This window comes from Agreia sp. Leaf335 (assembly GCF_001423605.1).
Taxonomy (GTDB): Bacteria; Actinomycetota; Actinomycetes; order Actinomycetales; family Microbacteriaceae; genus Agreia.
The window spans coordinates 483,228-499,307 of the sequence record NZ_LMOQ01000002.1; the positions used below are offsets into that span (position 1 = coordinate 483,228).

General features: G+C 66.2%; 17 protein-coding genes. 9 read left to right on the forward strand and 8 right to left on the reverse strand.

The genetic code is table 11. The features are described from left to right. Nucleotides 1-17 precede the first annotated feature (17 nt). Nucleotides 18-542, forward strand: a complete 525-nt coding sequence (locus ASF79_RS08345; RefSeq protein WP_235500693.1) for a DinB family protein — start codon at nucleotides 18-20, stop codon at nucleotides 540-542. Nucleotides 543-584: 42 nt separating this feature from the next. Here the strand turns inward: ASF79_RS08345 and ASF79_RS08350 are convergent, their stop codons facing one another. Genes ASF79_RS08350 through ASF79_RS08365 form a run of 4 tightly spaced genes read right to left on the reverse strand, consistent with a single transcriptional unit; the run spans nucleotide 585 to nucleotide 3,121 of the window. After that, the gene (locus ASF79_RS08350; RefSeq protein ID WP_055780685.1) at nucleotides 585-1,163 is read right to left on the reverse strand and encodes a GNAT family N-acetyltransferase; all 579 of its coding nucleotides are present in this window, start codon (nucleotides 1,161-1,163) and stop codon (nucleotides 585-587) included. A 9-nt stretch (nucleotides 1,164-1,172) separates the two neighbouring features. Beyond that, nucleotides 1,173-1,874, reverse strand: coding sequence for a uracil-DNA glycosylase (locus tag ASF79_RS08355; RefSeq protein ID WP_055853692.1), 702 nt, complete (start codon nucleotides 1,872-1,874; stop codon nucleotides 1,173-1,175). A gap of 3 nt (nucleotides 1,875-1,877) precedes the next feature. Beyond that, nucleotides 1,878-2,633, reverse strand: a complete 756-nt coding sequence (locus ASF79_RS08360) for a peptidase S51 (protein WP_235500694.1) — start codon at nucleotides 2,631-2,633, stop codon at nucleotides 1,878-1,880. Continuing rightward, nucleotides 2,603-3,121, reverse strand: coding sequence for a phosphoribosyltransferase (locus ASF79_RS08365; protein WP_055853695.1), 519 nt, complete (start codon nucleotides 3,119-3,121; stop codon nucleotides 2,603-2,605). The genes ASF79_RS08360 and ASF79_RS08365 overlap by 31 nt, the downstream gene beginning before the upstream one ends. A 53-nt stretch (nucleotides 3,122-3,174) precedes the next feature. Here ASF79_RS08365 and ASF79_RS08370 point away from each other — a divergent pair, with 53 nt between their 5' ends. Continuing rightward, entirely contained in the window at nucleotides 3,175-4,689 is a 1,515-nt protein-coding gene (locus ASF79_RS08370) for an MFS transporter (RefSeq protein WP_055853697.1), read from the forward strand. Here ASF79_RS08370 and ASF79_RS08375 read toward each other — a convergent pair. Beyond that, nucleotides 4,677-5,465 (reverse strand): SDR family oxidoreductase, encoded by a 789-nt coding sequence (locus ASF79_RS08375; RefSeq protein WP_055853699.1) that lies wholly within the window; start codon nucleotides 5,463-5,465, stop codon nucleotides 4,677-4,679. The two genes, ASF79_RS08370 and ASF79_RS08375, sit on opposite strands and share 13 nt — an antisense overlap. 113 nt (nucleotides 5,466-5,578) lie before the next feature. Here ASF79_RS08375 and ASF79_RS08380 point away from each other — a divergent pair, with 113 nt between their 5' ends. From ASF79_RS08380 to ASF79_RS08405, 6 genes are all read left to right on the forward strand, one after another. Further along, nucleotides 5,579-6,685, forward strand: a complete 1,107-nt coding sequence (locus ASF79_RS08380) for an acyltransferase family protein (RefSeq protein WP_235500695.1) — start codon at nucleotides 5,579-5,581, stop codon at nucleotides 6,683-6,685. Nucleotides 6,686-6,736: 51 nt separating this feature from the next. Then, a complete protein-coding gene (locus ASF79_RS08385) occupies nucleotides 6,737-8,065 on the forward strand; it encodes a bifunctional o-acetylhomoserine/o-acetylserine sulfhydrylase (protein WP_055780671.1) in 1,329 nt (442 codons plus the stop codon). Between the two features lie 82 nt (nucleotides 8,066-8,147). Continuing rightward, entirely contained in the window at nucleotides 8,148-9,353 is a 1,206-nt protein-coding gene (gene metX, locus ASF79_RS08390; RefSeq protein WP_055853701.1) for a homoserine O-acetyltransferase MetX, read from the forward strand. A 214-nt stretch (nucleotides 9,354-9,567) separates the two neighbouring features. Further along, nucleotides 9,568-10,734 (forward strand): sensor histidine kinase, encoded by a 1,167-nt coding sequence (locus ASF79_RS08395; RefSeq protein WP_055853703.1) that lies wholly within the window; start codon nucleotides 9,568-9,570, stop codon nucleotides 10,732-10,734. Beyond that, nucleotides 10,731-12,005, forward strand: coding sequence for a hypothetical protein (locus tag ASF79_RS08400; RefSeq protein ID WP_055853705.1), 1,275 nt, complete (start codon nucleotides 10,731-10,733; stop codon nucleotides 12,003-12,005). Before ASF79_RS08395 ends, ASF79_RS08400 begins: the two co-directional genes overlap by 4 nt. A gap of 18 nt (nucleotides 12,006-12,023) precedes the next feature. Then, nucleotides 12,024-12,713 (forward strand): response regulator transcription factor, encoded by a 690-nt coding sequence (locus ASF79_RS08405; protein WP_055780657.1) that lies wholly within the window; start codon nucleotides 12,024-12,026, stop codon nucleotides 12,711-12,713. Here ASF79_RS08405 and ASF79_RS08410 read toward each other — a convergent pair. Together ASF79_RS08410 and ASF79_RS08415 are read right to left on the reverse strand one after the other, a co-directional pair. Then, a complete protein-coding gene (locus ASF79_RS08410; protein WP_055780654.1) occupies nucleotides 12,703-13,014 on the reverse strand; it encodes a thiamine-binding protein in 312 nt (103 codons plus the stop codon). The genes ASF79_RS08405 and ASF79_RS08410 overlap by 11 nt on opposite strands. After that, nucleotides 13,014-14,288 carry a glycosyltransferase 87 family protein gene (locus ASF79_RS08415; RefSeq protein WP_055853707.1) on the reverse strand — a complete coding sequence of 425 codons (1,275 nt, stop codon included), beginning with the start codon at nucleotides 14,286-14,288 and terminating at the stop codon, nucleotides 13,014-13,016. Before ASF79_RS08415 ends, ASF79_RS08410 begins: the two co-directional genes overlap by 1 nt. A 124-nt stretch (nucleotides 14,289-14,412) precedes the next feature. On the opposite strand from ASF79_RS08415, the gene ASF79_RS08425 reads away from it, so the two are divergent. Further along, a complete protein-coding gene (locus tag ASF79_RS08425; RefSeq protein WP_082495766.1) occupies nucleotides 14,413-15,117 on the forward strand; it encodes a YceI family protein in 705 nt (234 codons plus the stop codon). 37 nt (nucleotides 15,118-15,154) lie between these two features. Here the strand turns inward: ASF79_RS08425 and ASF79_RS08430 are convergent, their stop codons facing one another. Then, nucleotides 15,155-16,048, reverse strand: coding sequence for an ADP-dependent NAD(P)H-hydrate dehydratase (locus tag ASF79_RS08430; RefSeq protein WP_055853714.1), 894 nt, complete (start codon nucleotides 16,046-16,048; stop codon nucleotides 15,155-15,157). Nucleotides 16,049-16,080: the final 32 nt, after the last annotated feature.

Sequence of the window (16,080 nt, forward strand, 5' to 3'; positions counted from 1 at the left end):
GTTCTAGGCTGGAGATCGTGACCTCGATAAGCACCGGGACTCTGCCCGAAGACGACCGACCGGAACCGCCCGAACGCGGCGGCGAACGCGAGATGCTCGATGGGTTCCTCGACCTGCAGCGCGCGACGGTCGTCTACAAGGCCACCGGTCTCAGCGACGCCGACGCCGGGCGACGCCTCCTGCCCTCGCTGACCACGGTGGCGGGCCTCATACGGCACCTCGCCGATGTGGAACGTTCCTGGTTCCGAGAGGTCATGGACGGCGAAGCGATGATCTCGTATCGCTGGTCTGACGAAGACCCCGATGGCGAGTTCAGGATCAGCGAGAAAGACACGCTCGCCGAGATCATCGCCGACTACGAGAAGGCGGTCGCAGAGTCCCGAGCAGTGCAGCTGAGGCACTCGCTCGACGATCGCTGCCAGGGTCGCGAGGCCCGTTTCACCCTGCGCTGGATCACGGTGCATCTCATCGAGGAGACGGCACGCCACATCGGTCACATCGACATCCTGCGCGAGATGCTCGACGGAGCAACAGGCGAATGATCGGGTGCCGAGCGGCGAGACCCCGGTCGATCGAACTCTCTTCTACTTCAGCGACTTCTGCAGCATGACCGTGCCGAGCCACCGGTTGAACTTGAATCCGACGCGGCCGAGGCGACCGACCTCCTTGAATCCGAAGCTCTCGTGCATCTTCAGCGAGGCTTCGGCGCCCTGATCCGCGATCACGGCGAGCACCTCTTTGATGCCCACAGCCTTGGCCCGGGTCAGGAGTTCTGCCATCAGCGCCTTGCCGAGACCCTTGCCCGTGGCGGCCGGGCCGAGGTAGATCGAGTTCTCGACGGTGCGACGGTACGCGGCCTTCTCCTTCCACGGGGCGACATAGGCGAAACCGAGGATGTTACCGCTCGGCGACACAGCGACGAGAAAAGGGAATCCGAGCTTGGAGACCCACGCGAATTTGGAGCGCCAGGCCTTCAACGACATCGGATCCTCGTCGAAGGTGACGGTGCTGTTCGCCACGTAGTGGTTGTAGATCTCGCGCACGTCAGGGAGGTCGCGAGTCGTCGCGTCACGAATGACGTATTCGAACTTCGGCGGCGGCGGGGTCTTTGGGCGCAAAGCTGGCGGCAGTCTGCGTCGCGGCTGGTACTCCTCTTCAAGCATTGTGCAAGCCTATTCCGCCGCGGTCTCGAGCGACCAGTCGACAGGCTGCGCGCCCTGCGTTTCGAGCAGTGTGTTTGCTCGACTGAATGGCCGCGATCCGAAGAAACCGCGACTGGCGGAGAGAGGGCTGGGATGCGCCGACTCGATGAACGGGGTGTCTCCCAGAAGCGGTTTGAGTGCCGCTGCATCTCTACCCCAGAGGATCGATACGAGCGGCTCGCCACGAGAGGCGAGGGTACGCACGGCGAGATCCGTCACTCTCTCCCAGCCCTTTCGCCGGTGCGAGCCTGCATCACCCGGGCGCACGGTGAGCACCCTGTTGAGCAGCATCACCCCGGAACGCGACCACGAACTCAGATCTCCGTGTGCCGGCGGCTCGACCCCGAGGTCGTCGCGCAGTTCTCGGTAGATGTTCTGCAGGCTGCGCGGCAGCGGACGCACGTGGGCATCGGTCGCGAAAGACAGGCCGATCGGATGCCCGGGCGTCGGATACGGGTCCTGTCCGACGATGAGCACACGGACCTGCGCCAGCGGAAGACGGAATGCTCGGAACACATTGCGACCGCTCGGCTGGTAGCCGCGCCCCTCAGCGACCTCGGTGCGCAGGAACTCGCCCAGCGCGACGATGGTCTCCTCCTCCGGGGACAGCGCCTCCGCCCACGATGGGTCGATCAGTCCCTCGTCGACCAGTGTGCGCAGAGAACCGGCCATCGATCAGCCGACGCCGATCGTCGAAACCCGAACGGTTCCGTTCTCTCGTGTGACAGACCAGACGCTGCCTGATCCGACCACGCGTAGCGAGCTCTCCCCCACGATCAGCGCTGTGTGCTCATCGATGGCCAGTCCGCCGTCGACCACCGCGGCCTCCGTCGCCGCGATGAGTCGAGCGACGGTGCCCCACTGCGCGGCGTGAACGTCGATCGCCGTATCGATGAGCCCGATGCCCTCGGCTACGGTGACCTGCTCGATCTCCTGGGCCGCATCGACCGGGCAGACCTGCACCTCGCCGATCTTCCACCCGCCGATCAGTGCTCCGTCGCTGACCACGGCAGCGCCGGCCGACATGCCGAAGTAGGGAACGCCGGACTCCACGAGCGCACGGATGGCCGCAAACGACGACGCCAGGCTCTCGCGATAAGCGGGCACGAGACCGCCCCAGACGACCAGGCCGTCGAGGTCGACGAGGAGCGACTGATCGATCGGTGCGCCTTCCGGGGCGAGTACGGCGATCGGATCGATCTTGCCGAGAGTGCCGAAGACCGCAGACAGCTCCACGAACTTCTCCGGGCCGTCGCCATCGCGAACGAGCACGATGGCCACGCGGGGGCCATCGAGACGACCCGCTTCGGTCGCCCTCTGGGTGGCCTCGTCGAGGAAGGGACGGAAGACCGCCCCATCGTCGTCGAAAGGCCAGCCGCCGCCGGAGAGGTGGATGGACATCAGACGGTGACCGGAGGATGCGCCGACCACGGGAACACTATCCACCGATCGGTCTTGCGCCAGAAGAAGTCGGGTTCGATCACGGATCGAGGCTTCGAGTACAGCGTCGCCGTCTTGACGATGACTCCGACGTTCTCGAGCAGTCCGACGACCATCGCGAGCGTGCGTCCGGAGTCGGCGACGTCGTCGACCAGGAGGATGTTCTTGCCGATGAGAGCGGTGTTGTCGAGCATCGGCGGAAGGAGAATCGGTTCGGGCAGCGTGGTCTCGATGTCGGAGTAGAACTCGACGTTGAGACTGCCGCAGCTCTTGGTTCCGAGAGCGTAGGCGAGGGCGCCGGCTGGCAGGAGGCCACCGCGGGCGATAGCGATCACGAAGTCCGGAACGAAACCGCTTCCGAGAACGTCCCGCGCGAGATCCCGAGAAGCGTCACCGAACTCCAACCACCCGAGGACCTCTCTCTCGGGTTCGGCCGCAGGGGCCAGATCGGCAGTCGTCTTCTCGTCGCTTCGAACCATGCCTCATACGGTACCGGGTTTCTCACCCGTCACAGCGCGAGTAATATCCGCTCATGACGACCGAACCGGGCAGGCGGCGATTCGTCGCGACGCGATCTCTCGGCACGACGTCCGTGGGTGTCACGGCGAGCCTCATCGGCTACTTGTTCCTCGTCGAGATCACCAGCGGCATCCTTCAGGGCTACTACATCCCCCTCATTCCCGACCTGGTGAAGCATCTGGGAATCGTCGATGCAGACTTCAACTGGTTCGAGGCCGGTCAGCTTCTGGTGGCTGCTCTCGTCGTACCCATCATCGCGAAGCTCGGCGACATGTGGGGCCACAAGCGGATGCTGCTTCTCACGACGGTTCTGACGGCCGCGGCGAGCTGGTGGCTCGTCGTCGCAGACGACTTCGTGTCGTTTCTCATCGCGTGGGCGCTGCAGGGATTCTATGTGGTGTGGCTGCCGCTCGAAGTGGCGCTGATCTTCGAACGAGGTCGTCGTACCGGCCGTGCCGCGTCGCAGACCCGTCGCGCCGCCGGCCTGCTCGTCGTCGCTCTCGAGGCAGGCGCGATCCTGGGCGCACTGGCGGGTGGCCGTGTCTTCGCGGCATTCGGCGACGCCGTCGGCCCCACCCTGATGATTCCCGCGATCGCCGTCACCCTCGTCTTCTTCGTGGTGCTGTTCGGCGTTCCCGAATCGTCGCCTCATCCCGGGCGCTCTCTCGATCTCGCGGGCTTCTCGATCCTCACCGCCGGCCTGCTGCTCATTACGTCCGGGCTGACATTCCTCCGAATCAATGGTCCTGAGACCTGGTGGGTCTGGGCGCTCATCGTGGTGGGGGCTCTCGTCTTCGTGCCGTTCGTGCAGTTCGAGCGGCGACAGTCCGATCCGGCGATCGACATGAGGGTGCTCGCGCAGCCCTCCATGTGGCCGGTTCAGCTCACGGCTGCGCTCATCGGAATCAGCCTGCTGGGTGCCCAGGCGCCGCTCAGTACCTTTGCAGGCACGAATCCGGTCAACGGATACGGCCTGGGTCTCGCGGCCAGCGATATATCCAACCTCATCGGCGCGTACCTCGTGTCGATGATCGTCGGAGCGATCCTCTTTCCGATCGTGTCGACCTGGGCGACCCCGCGGGTCGCGCTCATCGGGGGCGCCTTCCTCGTTGCGCTCGGCTACCTCCTCTTCCTGCCTTTTCACGACTCGACTCCGCAGGTGGTCGTCAACATGGTCGTGGCGGGACTCGGATCGGGAGCCTTGGTCGGCGCGCTCCCCAGCGCAGCCGCCGCGGCAGCTCCCCGTGGTCAGACGGGCGTCGCCGCAGCACTCACGAACACGACGAAGACGATCGGTGGCTCGTTCGCCTCAGCGGTCTTCGGCGTCGTGCTCTTCGCCGGAGCGTCCTCGATCACCGCCACCGCGTCGAGCCTTCTCGGCTATATGCAGGTGTGGGCCATTTGCGGCCTCGGTGCACTCACCGCGGCCATCCTGCTCTTCTTCGTACCGCGCCTGGCGTTTGCCGACCCCGTCGCCCCAGAGGAGGGACCGACGGAGCTCGGGTCAGCCTCGAATCAGCCCCGGTGATCCTCGGGGCGCACGTGGAGCGCTCCCCGATGCACCTTGTGCGGCGCCGACTGCGCAACGGGCTTGATCACGACGAGGTCGAGAGACACGTGCGGGGGCTGCTCGACCATCGACACGATGACCCGTGCGACGTCGTCGGCGACCAGAGGATCGGGCACGTTCGCGTACACGCTCTCTGCCCGCTCCCTGTCGCCTCCGAATCGGTTCAGCGAGAACTCTTCGGTGTAGACCATGCCGGGCGCGATCTCGAGCACGCGGATGGGCTCGCCGCTCACCTCGAGCCTCAGCACCTCGAGCATGGCGGCCGCCGCGAATTTGGCAGCGTTGTAGCCGCCGCCGCCCTCGTAGGCCGTATGTCCCGCAATAGAGGTCACGGTGATGATGTCGGCGACATCGCCGTCGCGGACCGACTCGCGTAGCTGTGGCAACAGGGCCGAGATCACTCTCTTGACGGCCACCACATTCACCTCGTACATCCAGGCCCAGTCGTCGACATCGCCGTTCTCGATCGAGTCGAGACCGCGCGCTCCCCCGGCGTTGTTCACCAGGGTGTTGACGCCGCCCGTCTCCTCGACGTACGCGGCAAGGGCATCGACCTCGCTCTGCACCGTCAGGTCTGCGACGAAGTACCGGGCGCCCGTGCGCTCGGCGAGCGCTTCGAGTCGATCCCTGCGTCGCGCCACGCCCACGACATCCCATCCGGCGGCACGCAGTGCGACCACCGTGGCCTCTCCGATACCCGAGCTTGCTCCGGTGACGACCGCGCGACGAATCATTGACCTACCTCTTTCGACAAGGTTCGAACTCCGCTTCCACGGTAGTGCGTTCGAGACTCCCTCTCCGACCGTGCGATGCGAGGCCGTTTCAGGCCGAAGCTAGGCTGGTCGCCGTGACATCTCCTCAGCAGCCGCGCCAGCCGGGCGGCGCCGTGCTCGCCGCCGGATCGAAGCAGCGCCTGCCGTTGTGGGACAACGCACGGTACCTCGCGATCACCCTGGTGGTGGTCGGTCACGCCATCCTGCGGCTGATCGACGCGTCCGACACGTCGTACAGCGTCTACATCATCATCTACGCCTTCCACGTTCCGGTCTTCGTTCTCGTCAGCGGGTACTTCGCCAAGGCGAGCCCTCCCGGCGCGAAGCAGCTCAAACGGCTGGTCACCGATCTCGTGTTGCCGTATCTGATCTTCGAGACCATCTGGACCCTGGTGCGATGGGCGGTCGTCGGAACCCTGAACCTCGATCTCGCGCAACCGTCGTGGACCCTGTGGTTCATCCTCTCCCTCATCGCCTGGCGCATCGGGCTCCCCTACCTCGCACAGCTGCGCTACCCGCTCCTGATCAGCGTGGGAGTATCGGTCTGGGCGGGATACATCGGGGATATCACCTCGGAGTTCGCCATTTCGCGCACCCTCGGCCTTCTGCCCTTCTTCGTGCTCGGATGGCGCCTACGGGGCAGCGATCTGACACGCCGGTGGCTGTCATGGTCTCCATCCACGGTCATCTGGTGGCGCGTCGGCGCTGCAGCACTGTTCGCCGCCGTCGCCATCGTCGTCTTCACCGGCATCGACTTCTGGCGAGAAATCGGAATCCGACAGTTCCTGCTCTTCGACGAGTCCTACGCCGCAGTGGGATACGACCACTGGTGGGCCGGCGGCGTGCGCCTCGCCGTGATCGTCGTCGCCGTCATCCTGTCGTTCGCCTTCCTCGTGCTCGTGCCGCGCCGTCGGACGGTCTTCACCGACCTGGGCCAGGCGACGCTGTACATCTACCTCCTGCACACGTTCGTTCTGTACCCGTTCCGGGAGTCCGGCGTACTCGAAGGCGACGTGCCCATCTGGTATCTGCCGGCCATGATCGTGTTCGCGATCGTCGTCACGTTCCTGCTGGCCTCTAAGCCGGTGCGCACACTCCTCAGGCCGCTCGTCGAGCCGCACCCTCGCTGGCTGTTACGTCGTGTGTCCCCGTCCGTTGACGCCCGTGGGCCCGGTTCCTAGGCTCGCCTGAGAGCGATCAGCTCTCGCATTCGCCCCAAGGAAGCAGGACTCATGAGCGACAACGACGCCAGCTGGAAATTCGAGACCAAGCAGATCCATTCGGGTGCGGCTCCCGACCCGGTGACGAATGCCCGCGCCACACCCATCTATCAGACGACCTCTTACGTCTTCAACAACTCCGACCACGCGAAGAACCTCTTCGCGCTCGCGGAATTCGGCAACATCTACACGCGCATCCAGAACCCCACGCAGAACGTGGTGGAGGAGCGCGTCGCCGCGCTCGAGGGAGGGACCGCCGCACTACTCGTCGCCTCCGGTCAGGCCGCCGAGACATTCGCCGTGCTGAACATCGCCGAGGCCGGTGACCACATCGTGTCGAGTGCGTCGATCTACGGCGGCACCTACAACCTCTTCAAGTACACGCTGGCGAAGCTCGGCATCGAGACCACGTTCGTCGAGAACCAGGACGACGCCGAGGAGTGGCGCCGTGCGGTGCGCCCCAACACGAAGCTCTTCTTCGCTGAGACGATCGGCAACCCGAAGATCAACATCCTCGACATCGAGCTCGTCGCCGAGGTCGCCCACGCGTCGGGCGTGCCGCTCATCGTCGACAACACGATCGCCACGCCCTATCTGATCCGCCCCTTCGAGCACGGTGCCGACATCATCGTCCACTCCGCCACCAAGTTCCTCGGCGGTCACGGCACGGTCATCGGCGGTGTGATCGTCGACGGCGGAAAGTTCGCGTGGAGCAAGAACCCCGAACGATTCCCCGGCCTCACCTCGCCAGACCCGTCGTATCACGGCGTGAACTACGCAGAGGCGCTCGGCGATGGGATCGCGTACATCATCAAGGCCCGCGTGCAGCTGCTCCGCGACCTCGGCTCATCGATCGCCCCGGCCAGCGCGTGGCAGCTCATCCAGGGCATCGAAACGCTCAGTCTGCGCATCGAACGCCACGTGCAGAACGCGCAGGAGGTCGCCGAATGGCTCGATGCACACGACGACATCGCCACGGTCTACTACGCGGGCCTGCCTACTAGCCCCTGGTACGCCACAGCCAACAAGTACGCGCCGAAGGGCGTCGGCGCCGTTCTGTCATTCGAACTGAAAGGCGGGGTGGATGCCGGGCGCGCGCTGGTCGACAACCTCACGCTGTTCAGCCACCTGGCCAACATCGGCGACGTGCGCAGTCTCGTCATCCACCCCGCCTCGACGACCCACTCGCAGTTGACGCCCGAGCAGCAGCTCACCTCGGGTGTGACCCCCGGTCTCGTGCGGCTCTCGGTGGGGCTCGAGAACATCGACGACATCAAGGCCGATCTCGAGGCCGGCCTGAGCGCGGCCCGCGAGGTGGCGCGCGCCAACGCCATCGTCTAATTCGCTCGTCCGCTCCCGCCGGCGTCCCGGCCCGACGTAACATTCGGGCCGCGACGCTCGCTGCACGCCAGAATGAAGTGATATGGACTGGCAGACACCCGAAGACACCGTCCCGAGCGGCTTCGTCACCGACGCACAGATCAGGTCGATCCTCGGCAAGCCGCCCGCATCCGGCGCCTGGCGCGACGGCGACCCGATCGGCAGCCGCACGTTCGTGTCTATCGGTTCGTTCGACTTCGAGATCGGAACGAGCATCCCGGATGTCCGCATCGCGTACGAGACGCTCGGCACGCTCTCGCCCGAGCGCGATAACGCGGTTCTCGTTCTGCACGCCCTGACGGGTGACAGCCACCTCGTCGGACACGCCGCACCCGGGCATCCGACCGACGGCTGGTGGGGCGGCATCGTCGGGCCGGGTCTGGCGATCGACACGAACCGGTGGTTCGTCGTCAGCCCCAACATGCTGGGAGGCTGCCAGGGAAGCACCGGACCGGCGTCGCTCGGTCCCGACGGAATCGAATGGGGCGCGTCCTTTCCGTACACGACCATCTCCGACCAGGTGCGTGCGCAGCTCGCGTTCTCCGACGCGATCGGGATCGATCGCTGGGCCGCAGTCGTCGGAGGTTCCATGGGAGGGATGCACGCGATCGAGTGGGGCGTCGCCCACCCCGAGCGCATCGATCGACTGGCGGTGATCGCGGCGCCGGCCCGCTCGAACGCCGACCAGGTCGCACTCAACTCCGTTCAGGTCGAGGCGATCCACATCGATCCGCGATTCGCTGGCGGCGCCTACTACGACGCGGCGGATGGAGAGGGGCCCCATCGCGGCCTCGCACTGGCCCGACGTATGGCGCTTCTCAACTACCGCAGCCCCTCCGAGCTGAACGATCGGTTCCAGAGGAGCTGGCAGTCGGGCATCAGCCCACTCGGCAGCGACGGCAGATTCGCCGTGGAGTCGTATCTCGACTTTCACGGCAACAAGTTCACGCGTCGCTTCGACGCCAACTCCTACGTGACGCTGGTGCAGGCGATGAACTCGCACGATGTGGGTCGCGGGCGCGGCGGGCTGGCCGACGCTCTCGCGAATGTGACGATCCCCACGGTCGTCATCGGCATCGACAGCGACCGGCTCTTCCCCATCGAGGATCAGTTCGAGATCGCGCGGCATGTTCCCGGAAACATCGACGGCACCGAAGCGGTGGTTCTCTCGTCGCCGTTCGGGCACGACGGTTTTCTGATCGAGAACGAGGCGGTCGGTCGACAACTCACGCGCTTACTGGATGCCTGACCCCGGCGACCGCGCGTCTGCCGAGAAACACAAAAAGCCGGGAGCGTCGCCTTGCCAACGACACTCCCGGCGGTTCCCCCCAAGCAGTTCACTCAGGCTACGCCCCCTCCATCTGCAACACAATATGTGCATGTCCCCCCACTTCAGGGCACAGGACCAGTAGCATGACAGTCGTGAAAGTACGCCGGTTTTCTGCAATCACCCGGCGTCGATCATGGCACTGAGTACAAGCGGTCAACGCCGGTTCCTCGCCCGCACGACCCGCCTGGTCGGCCTCTCCTTCGTTGGCGCGTCGTTCATCACGCTCCTGCTCGACATTCCCACCGACCTCGACGTGCTCGCAGCGGCGCTCCCTCTCTTCGCCGTCATGGCGACCGGCTTCACCGTCGTCGGAAGAACGCGGTCGCTGCCCTGGACGGCGACAATCCTCGTGACGGGCGTGGCGACGATCCTTCTTCTCAGCCTGGATGCCCTCGGAGGCGGCGCCGATTCGACCTCCACGGCCGCGCTCCTCCTCGGTTCGGCGGCCCTGCCCTCCCTCGTGATCTGCAACCTCGATTCCCTCGCTCGGATCGTCACCGTCGCCACCGGTGCCGCACTCGTCGTCGTGACGACCGTCCTGACCACCGTGCGGGCTGTGCCTTGGCTCGAGAGCCTGCTGTCCGTCGTCGTCGGTTGGTCGATCCTCACCGGCGTCACCGTCTGGCTCTCCGTCAGCATCTCCCGCGCCCTCGACCGCATCTCGCGCCTGGGACGAGCGCATCTCGCCGAACGGCAAGCCACAGAGACCGAAGCGCAACGCCGACAGGGCGCGCGCCTCCTGCACGACACTGTTCTCGCCACCCTCACGCTGCTCGCGCACTCGGGCGTCGGCGTGCGTCCTGACGCGCTGAGGGCCCAAGCAGCCGAAGATGCCCGTCTCCTGAGACAGCTCCGCCTCGGCGGAACCCCGATGCCTCGGTCGTCGGGCGCCTACACGCTGGAAGCGACGGAGACGAGCGATCTCGGGCATACGCTCGAATCGGTCAAGCAGCGCTTCGATCGCATGGGACTGACGGTCTCGTGGCACGGCGCGGGGCGTCTTCTGCTGCCCAGCGACGTGCTCGACGCCTTCCTTCTCTCGCTTGCGGAGTGCCTCGAGAATGTGCGCCGACACTCGGGCGTCAGCAATGCGGAGGTCACGATAACCCAAGACGACACGACGGTACGGGCCATGGTGACCGACACGGGTGTGGGTTTCGATCTGGACCAGGTCGACTCGGCCAGGCTCGGTCTCGCCGAGTCGGTGGTCGCCAGGATCAGAGAGGTGGGCGGTCGCACTCGACTGTTCTCCGCCCCGGGCTCAGGAACCACGGTCGTGCTGGAGGTGCCCAAAGCATGACCGAAACCCTGCCGCCAGATGAACCGCAGCGCAGCGAGGATCCGAACGTCCTCAGTCGACTCGTGCGCGCACGGCGTATCGGACCCCGAGCCGTTTCGGCTCTGCACGACGATCTCGCCAGGGATTCCCGGCTGGGCTACGGCTACCTGGGCATCGCGGCGATCGTCCTCGGCTCGTGCCTCTTCCTGAGGGGCCTGCTCTCGTTCTTCGTCGAGACGCTCGCCCGCCCCGCAGACGGGTCCACCCTGGTCCGGGTTGTCGCCTGGACCCTTCTCACGGTAGCCCTCGTCGGGTCGTGCCTGCTCGCCCGCAGATTCCACGGCCGCATTCCTGCCGTCGCATTCGCGTCGGCCACGGTGCTCATGGCGCTCGCTCTGCTTCTGGAGACCATCGCGAATCTGGGCACCGCCCAACCCATCCTCCACTCGTCGACCGTCTTCGGAGTGGGAGCGACGCTACTCGCCCTGGTCGGATCGCGGCCGGCACGACAGCTGCTCGTCGCGGACGCGGTGTTCGCGGTGATCATCGTCGCGATGCTGGTCTCCGGCGCCTTCTCCGACTCATTCGCCCCCGGCCCGTCTATGCAGATCGCCTCCATTGCACTGCTGCCCCCGCTCCTCGGCGCGCTGGTCGTACAGGGTTTCGGTGCGCTCGTGCAACTGGAGCTCGACCGCTCAGTCGTCGAGAGCGCGCTCCTCTCGCCCCGCTTCGCGTTCGGCATGCGCGCATCCGACGAACTCGCGCGTCTCGACCTCGACGCCGAAAAGATCCTCGATGGTGTCGCCCGAGGCACGATCGATCTCCCCCTCGATCCGGAGGTGGCGGGGGCGGCCTCGTCGATCGCGACGGAGTTGCGCCTGCTCCTGGTTGCGGGGCGTCACGACACCTGGCTGCACCACGCGATCGAAGAGTCGGAGGTGCTCGGTCCCGTGGTGACCCTCACGGATCCGCGCGGTCTAGCCGGATTCCTCGATCCCAGCCAGCGCGAGGGACTCCTCTCTGCCGTGTGGCTGCTGGTGGCGGACTCCCTGCGCGTACAACCGACCCTGCAGATCGTGGTGGGGCCACAGAGCGTCGAAGAAGACGGCGACGCTGCCGATAGGATGAGCTTCCCGGTCGCACTCACGGTCGACGGCGTCCCCAAGCGGCGCATCGACCCCGCCGTATGGCCGGCGCTCGATCGTGTCGGCGACCATTCTGAGATGGTCACGAGGGCCAGTATCACGATCGTGACGACAGTTCGTACCGTGGCACAGCAGGTCGCAGCGTAAGCGGCCGGGAGGACAACCGTGACAGACTCCGCAGCACAGATCAGACTCGCGATCGTCGACGACCACCGCATGCTCCTGGGAGCGTTGACCGAGTGGATACGAGGTGCGGCCGACGACATCGACATGGTGGCCGCCGTCACGACGTGGCCAGATCTGCTGACCCACCCCGAGTTCCCCGTCGACGTGGTGCTGCTCGACCTCGACCTCAAGGACTCGCTTCCGATCTCGGTCAAGCTGCGCACTCTCAAGACCACCGGAGTCAAGACCGTGCTGATGAGCACGTACTCCGAGCCTGCGGTCATTCGCGAGGCGATCGCCGCCGGCGCCCTGGGCTACCTCGTCAAGAGCGAAGAGGCGGGGATGATCGTCGAGGCCATCCGTGCCGCGCACGCGGGAAAGCCGTTCATCTCGAGCGAGCTCGATCTCGCACTGTCTGCCGACGAGGTCGGCGGTGCGCCCAAGCTCTCGGCGCAGGAACGGCGGGTCATGGCCCTCTACGGTGGCGGCGAGCCGGTCAAGCAGGTCGCCCAGGCGCTCGAGATCTCAGAGGAGACCGCGAAGTCCTACCTCAAGCGCATCCGAGAGAAATACCGGGTGGCCGGCATCGACGTCGGAACAAAGGTCGCCCTGCGCAAGAGGGCGATTCAAGACGGGCTGCTCGTGCAGGTCGACTACCACAGGGCCTCGGAGACCGACCTCACGGAGTGATCTCGTCGAGTGCGCTTTCGAGCCGTTCGACCTTGGCTGTCAGTTCGCCGGCGTAGCCGTCACGGATGTCCGCCTTCAAGACGAGCGAGACCCGACTGCCGAAACGTCCCACGGCCTCGGTCGCCTCCTTGACGACGGCGAACACCTCGTCCCACTCCCCCTCGATGGTCGTGAACATCGAATCGGTCTGATTCGGCAGCCCCGAATCGCGGACGACCTTCACGGCCGCGGCGACGGCGTCATGCACCGACCCGTCTTCGCGCCCGGTTCCCGAGGGTGCTACAGAGAATGCGACAAGCATCAGGTGAACTGCCTTTCCAGTGGATCGTGACGAGGGCGAGAAGATACGGGGTGGCGTCTCAACCGCCAGACCATGCGGACGGCCATGGCGAATAAGACGACGAGCGCCGCATTGCGCAGAGTCAAGACGAGGAGCATCCCTGGTTGCAGCACCAGAAGGGCGTCGTAGCCGAACGGGTAGATGATCTGGGTGACGGCGGCGATCACCAAGGCCAGCACCGCGGGGGCCAGAAACCGTCTTCCCTGGCTGACGATACCCAGCACCACGGGGGCGGCGATCCACAGCACGAACTGAGGTGAGCCGACCTTGTTGAAGACGAGAAGACCGACGACGATGGCGAGGCTGAGCGGGGCGAGCAGATGAGCAGGCCGAGCCCCGCTTCGCGCGACGAGAGCGCCCAGGGCCAGCAGAGCCGCTGACGAGATGACGAGGAGGGGGGTCATGACGGCGCTGGCGGTGTCGACACCCGAGCCGAGCACCTGGAAGGTGTTGATCGACTGGATGTACTTCACCGAGGCGGCCGCCGGATCGAAGAAGGCGATCCACATCCACACCGTGCTGATCGGCGCCTCGATCTGCAGTCCGCGAGAAGACTGCTGCGAGATGAATCCGAGGCTGTTCACGCCGCTTCCGACCAGGAGCACGACCAGCCCGATGACGACGCCGGTCGCGACGAACGAGATCGCCGCGCTTGCCCGCCGTCGGATTGCCACGACCATCGCGGCGACGAGGACCGCGGGCCACACCTTGATCCAGGTCGCGAGAGCGAGCATCGCACCGGCGACGGCCGGCCGATGCTGAGCCACCAGGAGAGCGATGATCGCGATGGCGACCGTGGTCACGTCGATCCTGCCGAGGGCCACCGGGCCCAGGAACAGCATGAAACCGATCCACCACCATGCGGCTGTGATCCGCAGCGCGCCGAATCGGGCGCCCGGCCCCGTGCGCGCAAGCAGATAGGACAACACGACGGCGTTGGTGACGACCACGACGAGCAACCAGCCGACCCCGTACAGCTCGGGACCGAGCACCATCGCCGCGAGCATGGGGACCAGGGCGACGAGCGGGTAGACCCAAGGCTCGGACACTCCCACGACGTCTCCGGCAAGGGCGTTCTGCACCCACGTGCTGTATTGCCGGGTCACATCCCCCCACGGCAGCGTCGGGTGCGTGAGTCCGACGAATCCCAGCCACGCGTGCACGAGCACGAACGCCACCCACAGGACCGCGGGTCGCCGCACCGTCGTCGCCAGCATCATCCGCACGTCGCCCATACTAGGCCGCACCCCACCGGCCGTGCGCGATCTCGATCACAGGCTGCTCTCCGGTGGCTCCCAGGCAAGGATCACCTGCGCCTGATTGTCTGGCCCTTCTCCCACCAAACACCACGGACGGATCATGAAGAGAATTGCGAGCATCGCACTCGGCGTCTCGGCGTCGGTTCTCGCGTTGGGGACCATGGCTGCCGTAGCTGGCCCCATCATGTACGGCAGTGCAGCCGCGAGTCCGACAACCGTGGTGCCGAGCGTGATACCCACCGTGCGCGAGGCATCGCCCCAGGTCGACGTCGACGATCCCGCCGGTCTCTCCGGCGACTGGGCCGTCGCAGACGGTTCCGAGGCGGGGTACACGATCGACGCGGTGGTGAATGGTTCCGCTCTCACCGTCACCGGCACGACCGACCATGTGACCGGGTCGGCGATCGTCGACGACAGTGTTCTCACGGGCGCGACGATCGTGGTGGAGGTCGCGAGCATCACCACCGACAACGCCGCACGCGACGCCTATTTCAGGGGGCCGGCGCTCGACGCAGACGACTTTCCCACGGCGTTGTTCACCCTGACCACTCCGATCCCGCTCGACGACGATCTGGTCGGCGGCACGCCGGTGGTCGTCGCCGCATCGGGCGACCTCACCCTTCACGGCGTGAGTCGACCGGTCGACGTGTCGCTCACCGCCACTCTGCAGAATGGTCGACTGACCCTGGCCGGCACTGTGCCCGTGTCATTCGGCGACTACGGCATCGCGCCCATCGACCTCGGATTCGCGCGCGTCAACGATCAGGGCTCGATCGACTTCGCTCTCTCCGTCTCACCGCGCTGACGCCCGCGCTCGCCCGGCCGTCGACGCGGGCGCCAGGTCAGCGTGCGGCGTGGTCGAGCAGATCCGCGATCGTCGCGCCGACCGACTCGGCGATGTCCAGCGCCGTGATGGGCCCTCCGCCCGACGCACGAGCACCCGCCGCCTGGTGAAGGTACGCTGCCGTGGCCGCCACCCCAAGCAGAATGTCCGTGCCCTCGTCTGCGAGGAATGTCGCGTTCGTCGCGAGCAACGCCCCCAGAATGCCGCCGAGGACGTCGCCCGAGCCCGCGGTCGCTGCCCAGCTCGACGACGCGGTGACGCTGATGGTGTCGGTCGACGGCCCGGCGATGATCGTGCGCGCCCCCTTGAGGAGCACGACCACGCCGAAACGCTCCGCGGTCGCTGCGGCCCAGTGCTCGGGGTCGTCGGAGATGGCGGCCCGCTCGACGGTGACGCCGACACGGTCCCAGAGCGACGCGAGTTCGCCCGCGTGCGGAGTGATGATCGTGCTGGCTCCGGCCGTGAGCACGAGGTCGAGAGCACCCGCGTCGATCACGCAGGGCACGTTTTCTCCAAGAGCGCTTCGAAGCAGCGCTGTGTCGTCGTCCGATCTCTTCTCGGCGTCCATGCCAGACCCGAGCAGCCATGCCTGCACCCGGCCCGGTGCGGTCACGACCTCCGGTCGCCGTTGGAGCACGAGACCCGTCGGCACGACGGGCCCTAGGTAGCGGATCATCCCGACGCCGGTTCGCGCAGCGGCGTCGACGCCGAGCACGGCAGCTCCCGGATACATGTCCGATCCCGTCCGCACCCCCAGAACGCCGCGCCGATACTTGTCGTCGCTGGGTTGCGGGACCCGCACTAACGGCACCGCGTCGGCGGCGGTCCACTCGGTCGATCCTGCCGCGAGGCCGGTCTTAGATGCAGAGGTGGGTTCGGTCTTGTCGCTCACAGCTCCACGATAGATTGGATGAGTCCCCCACC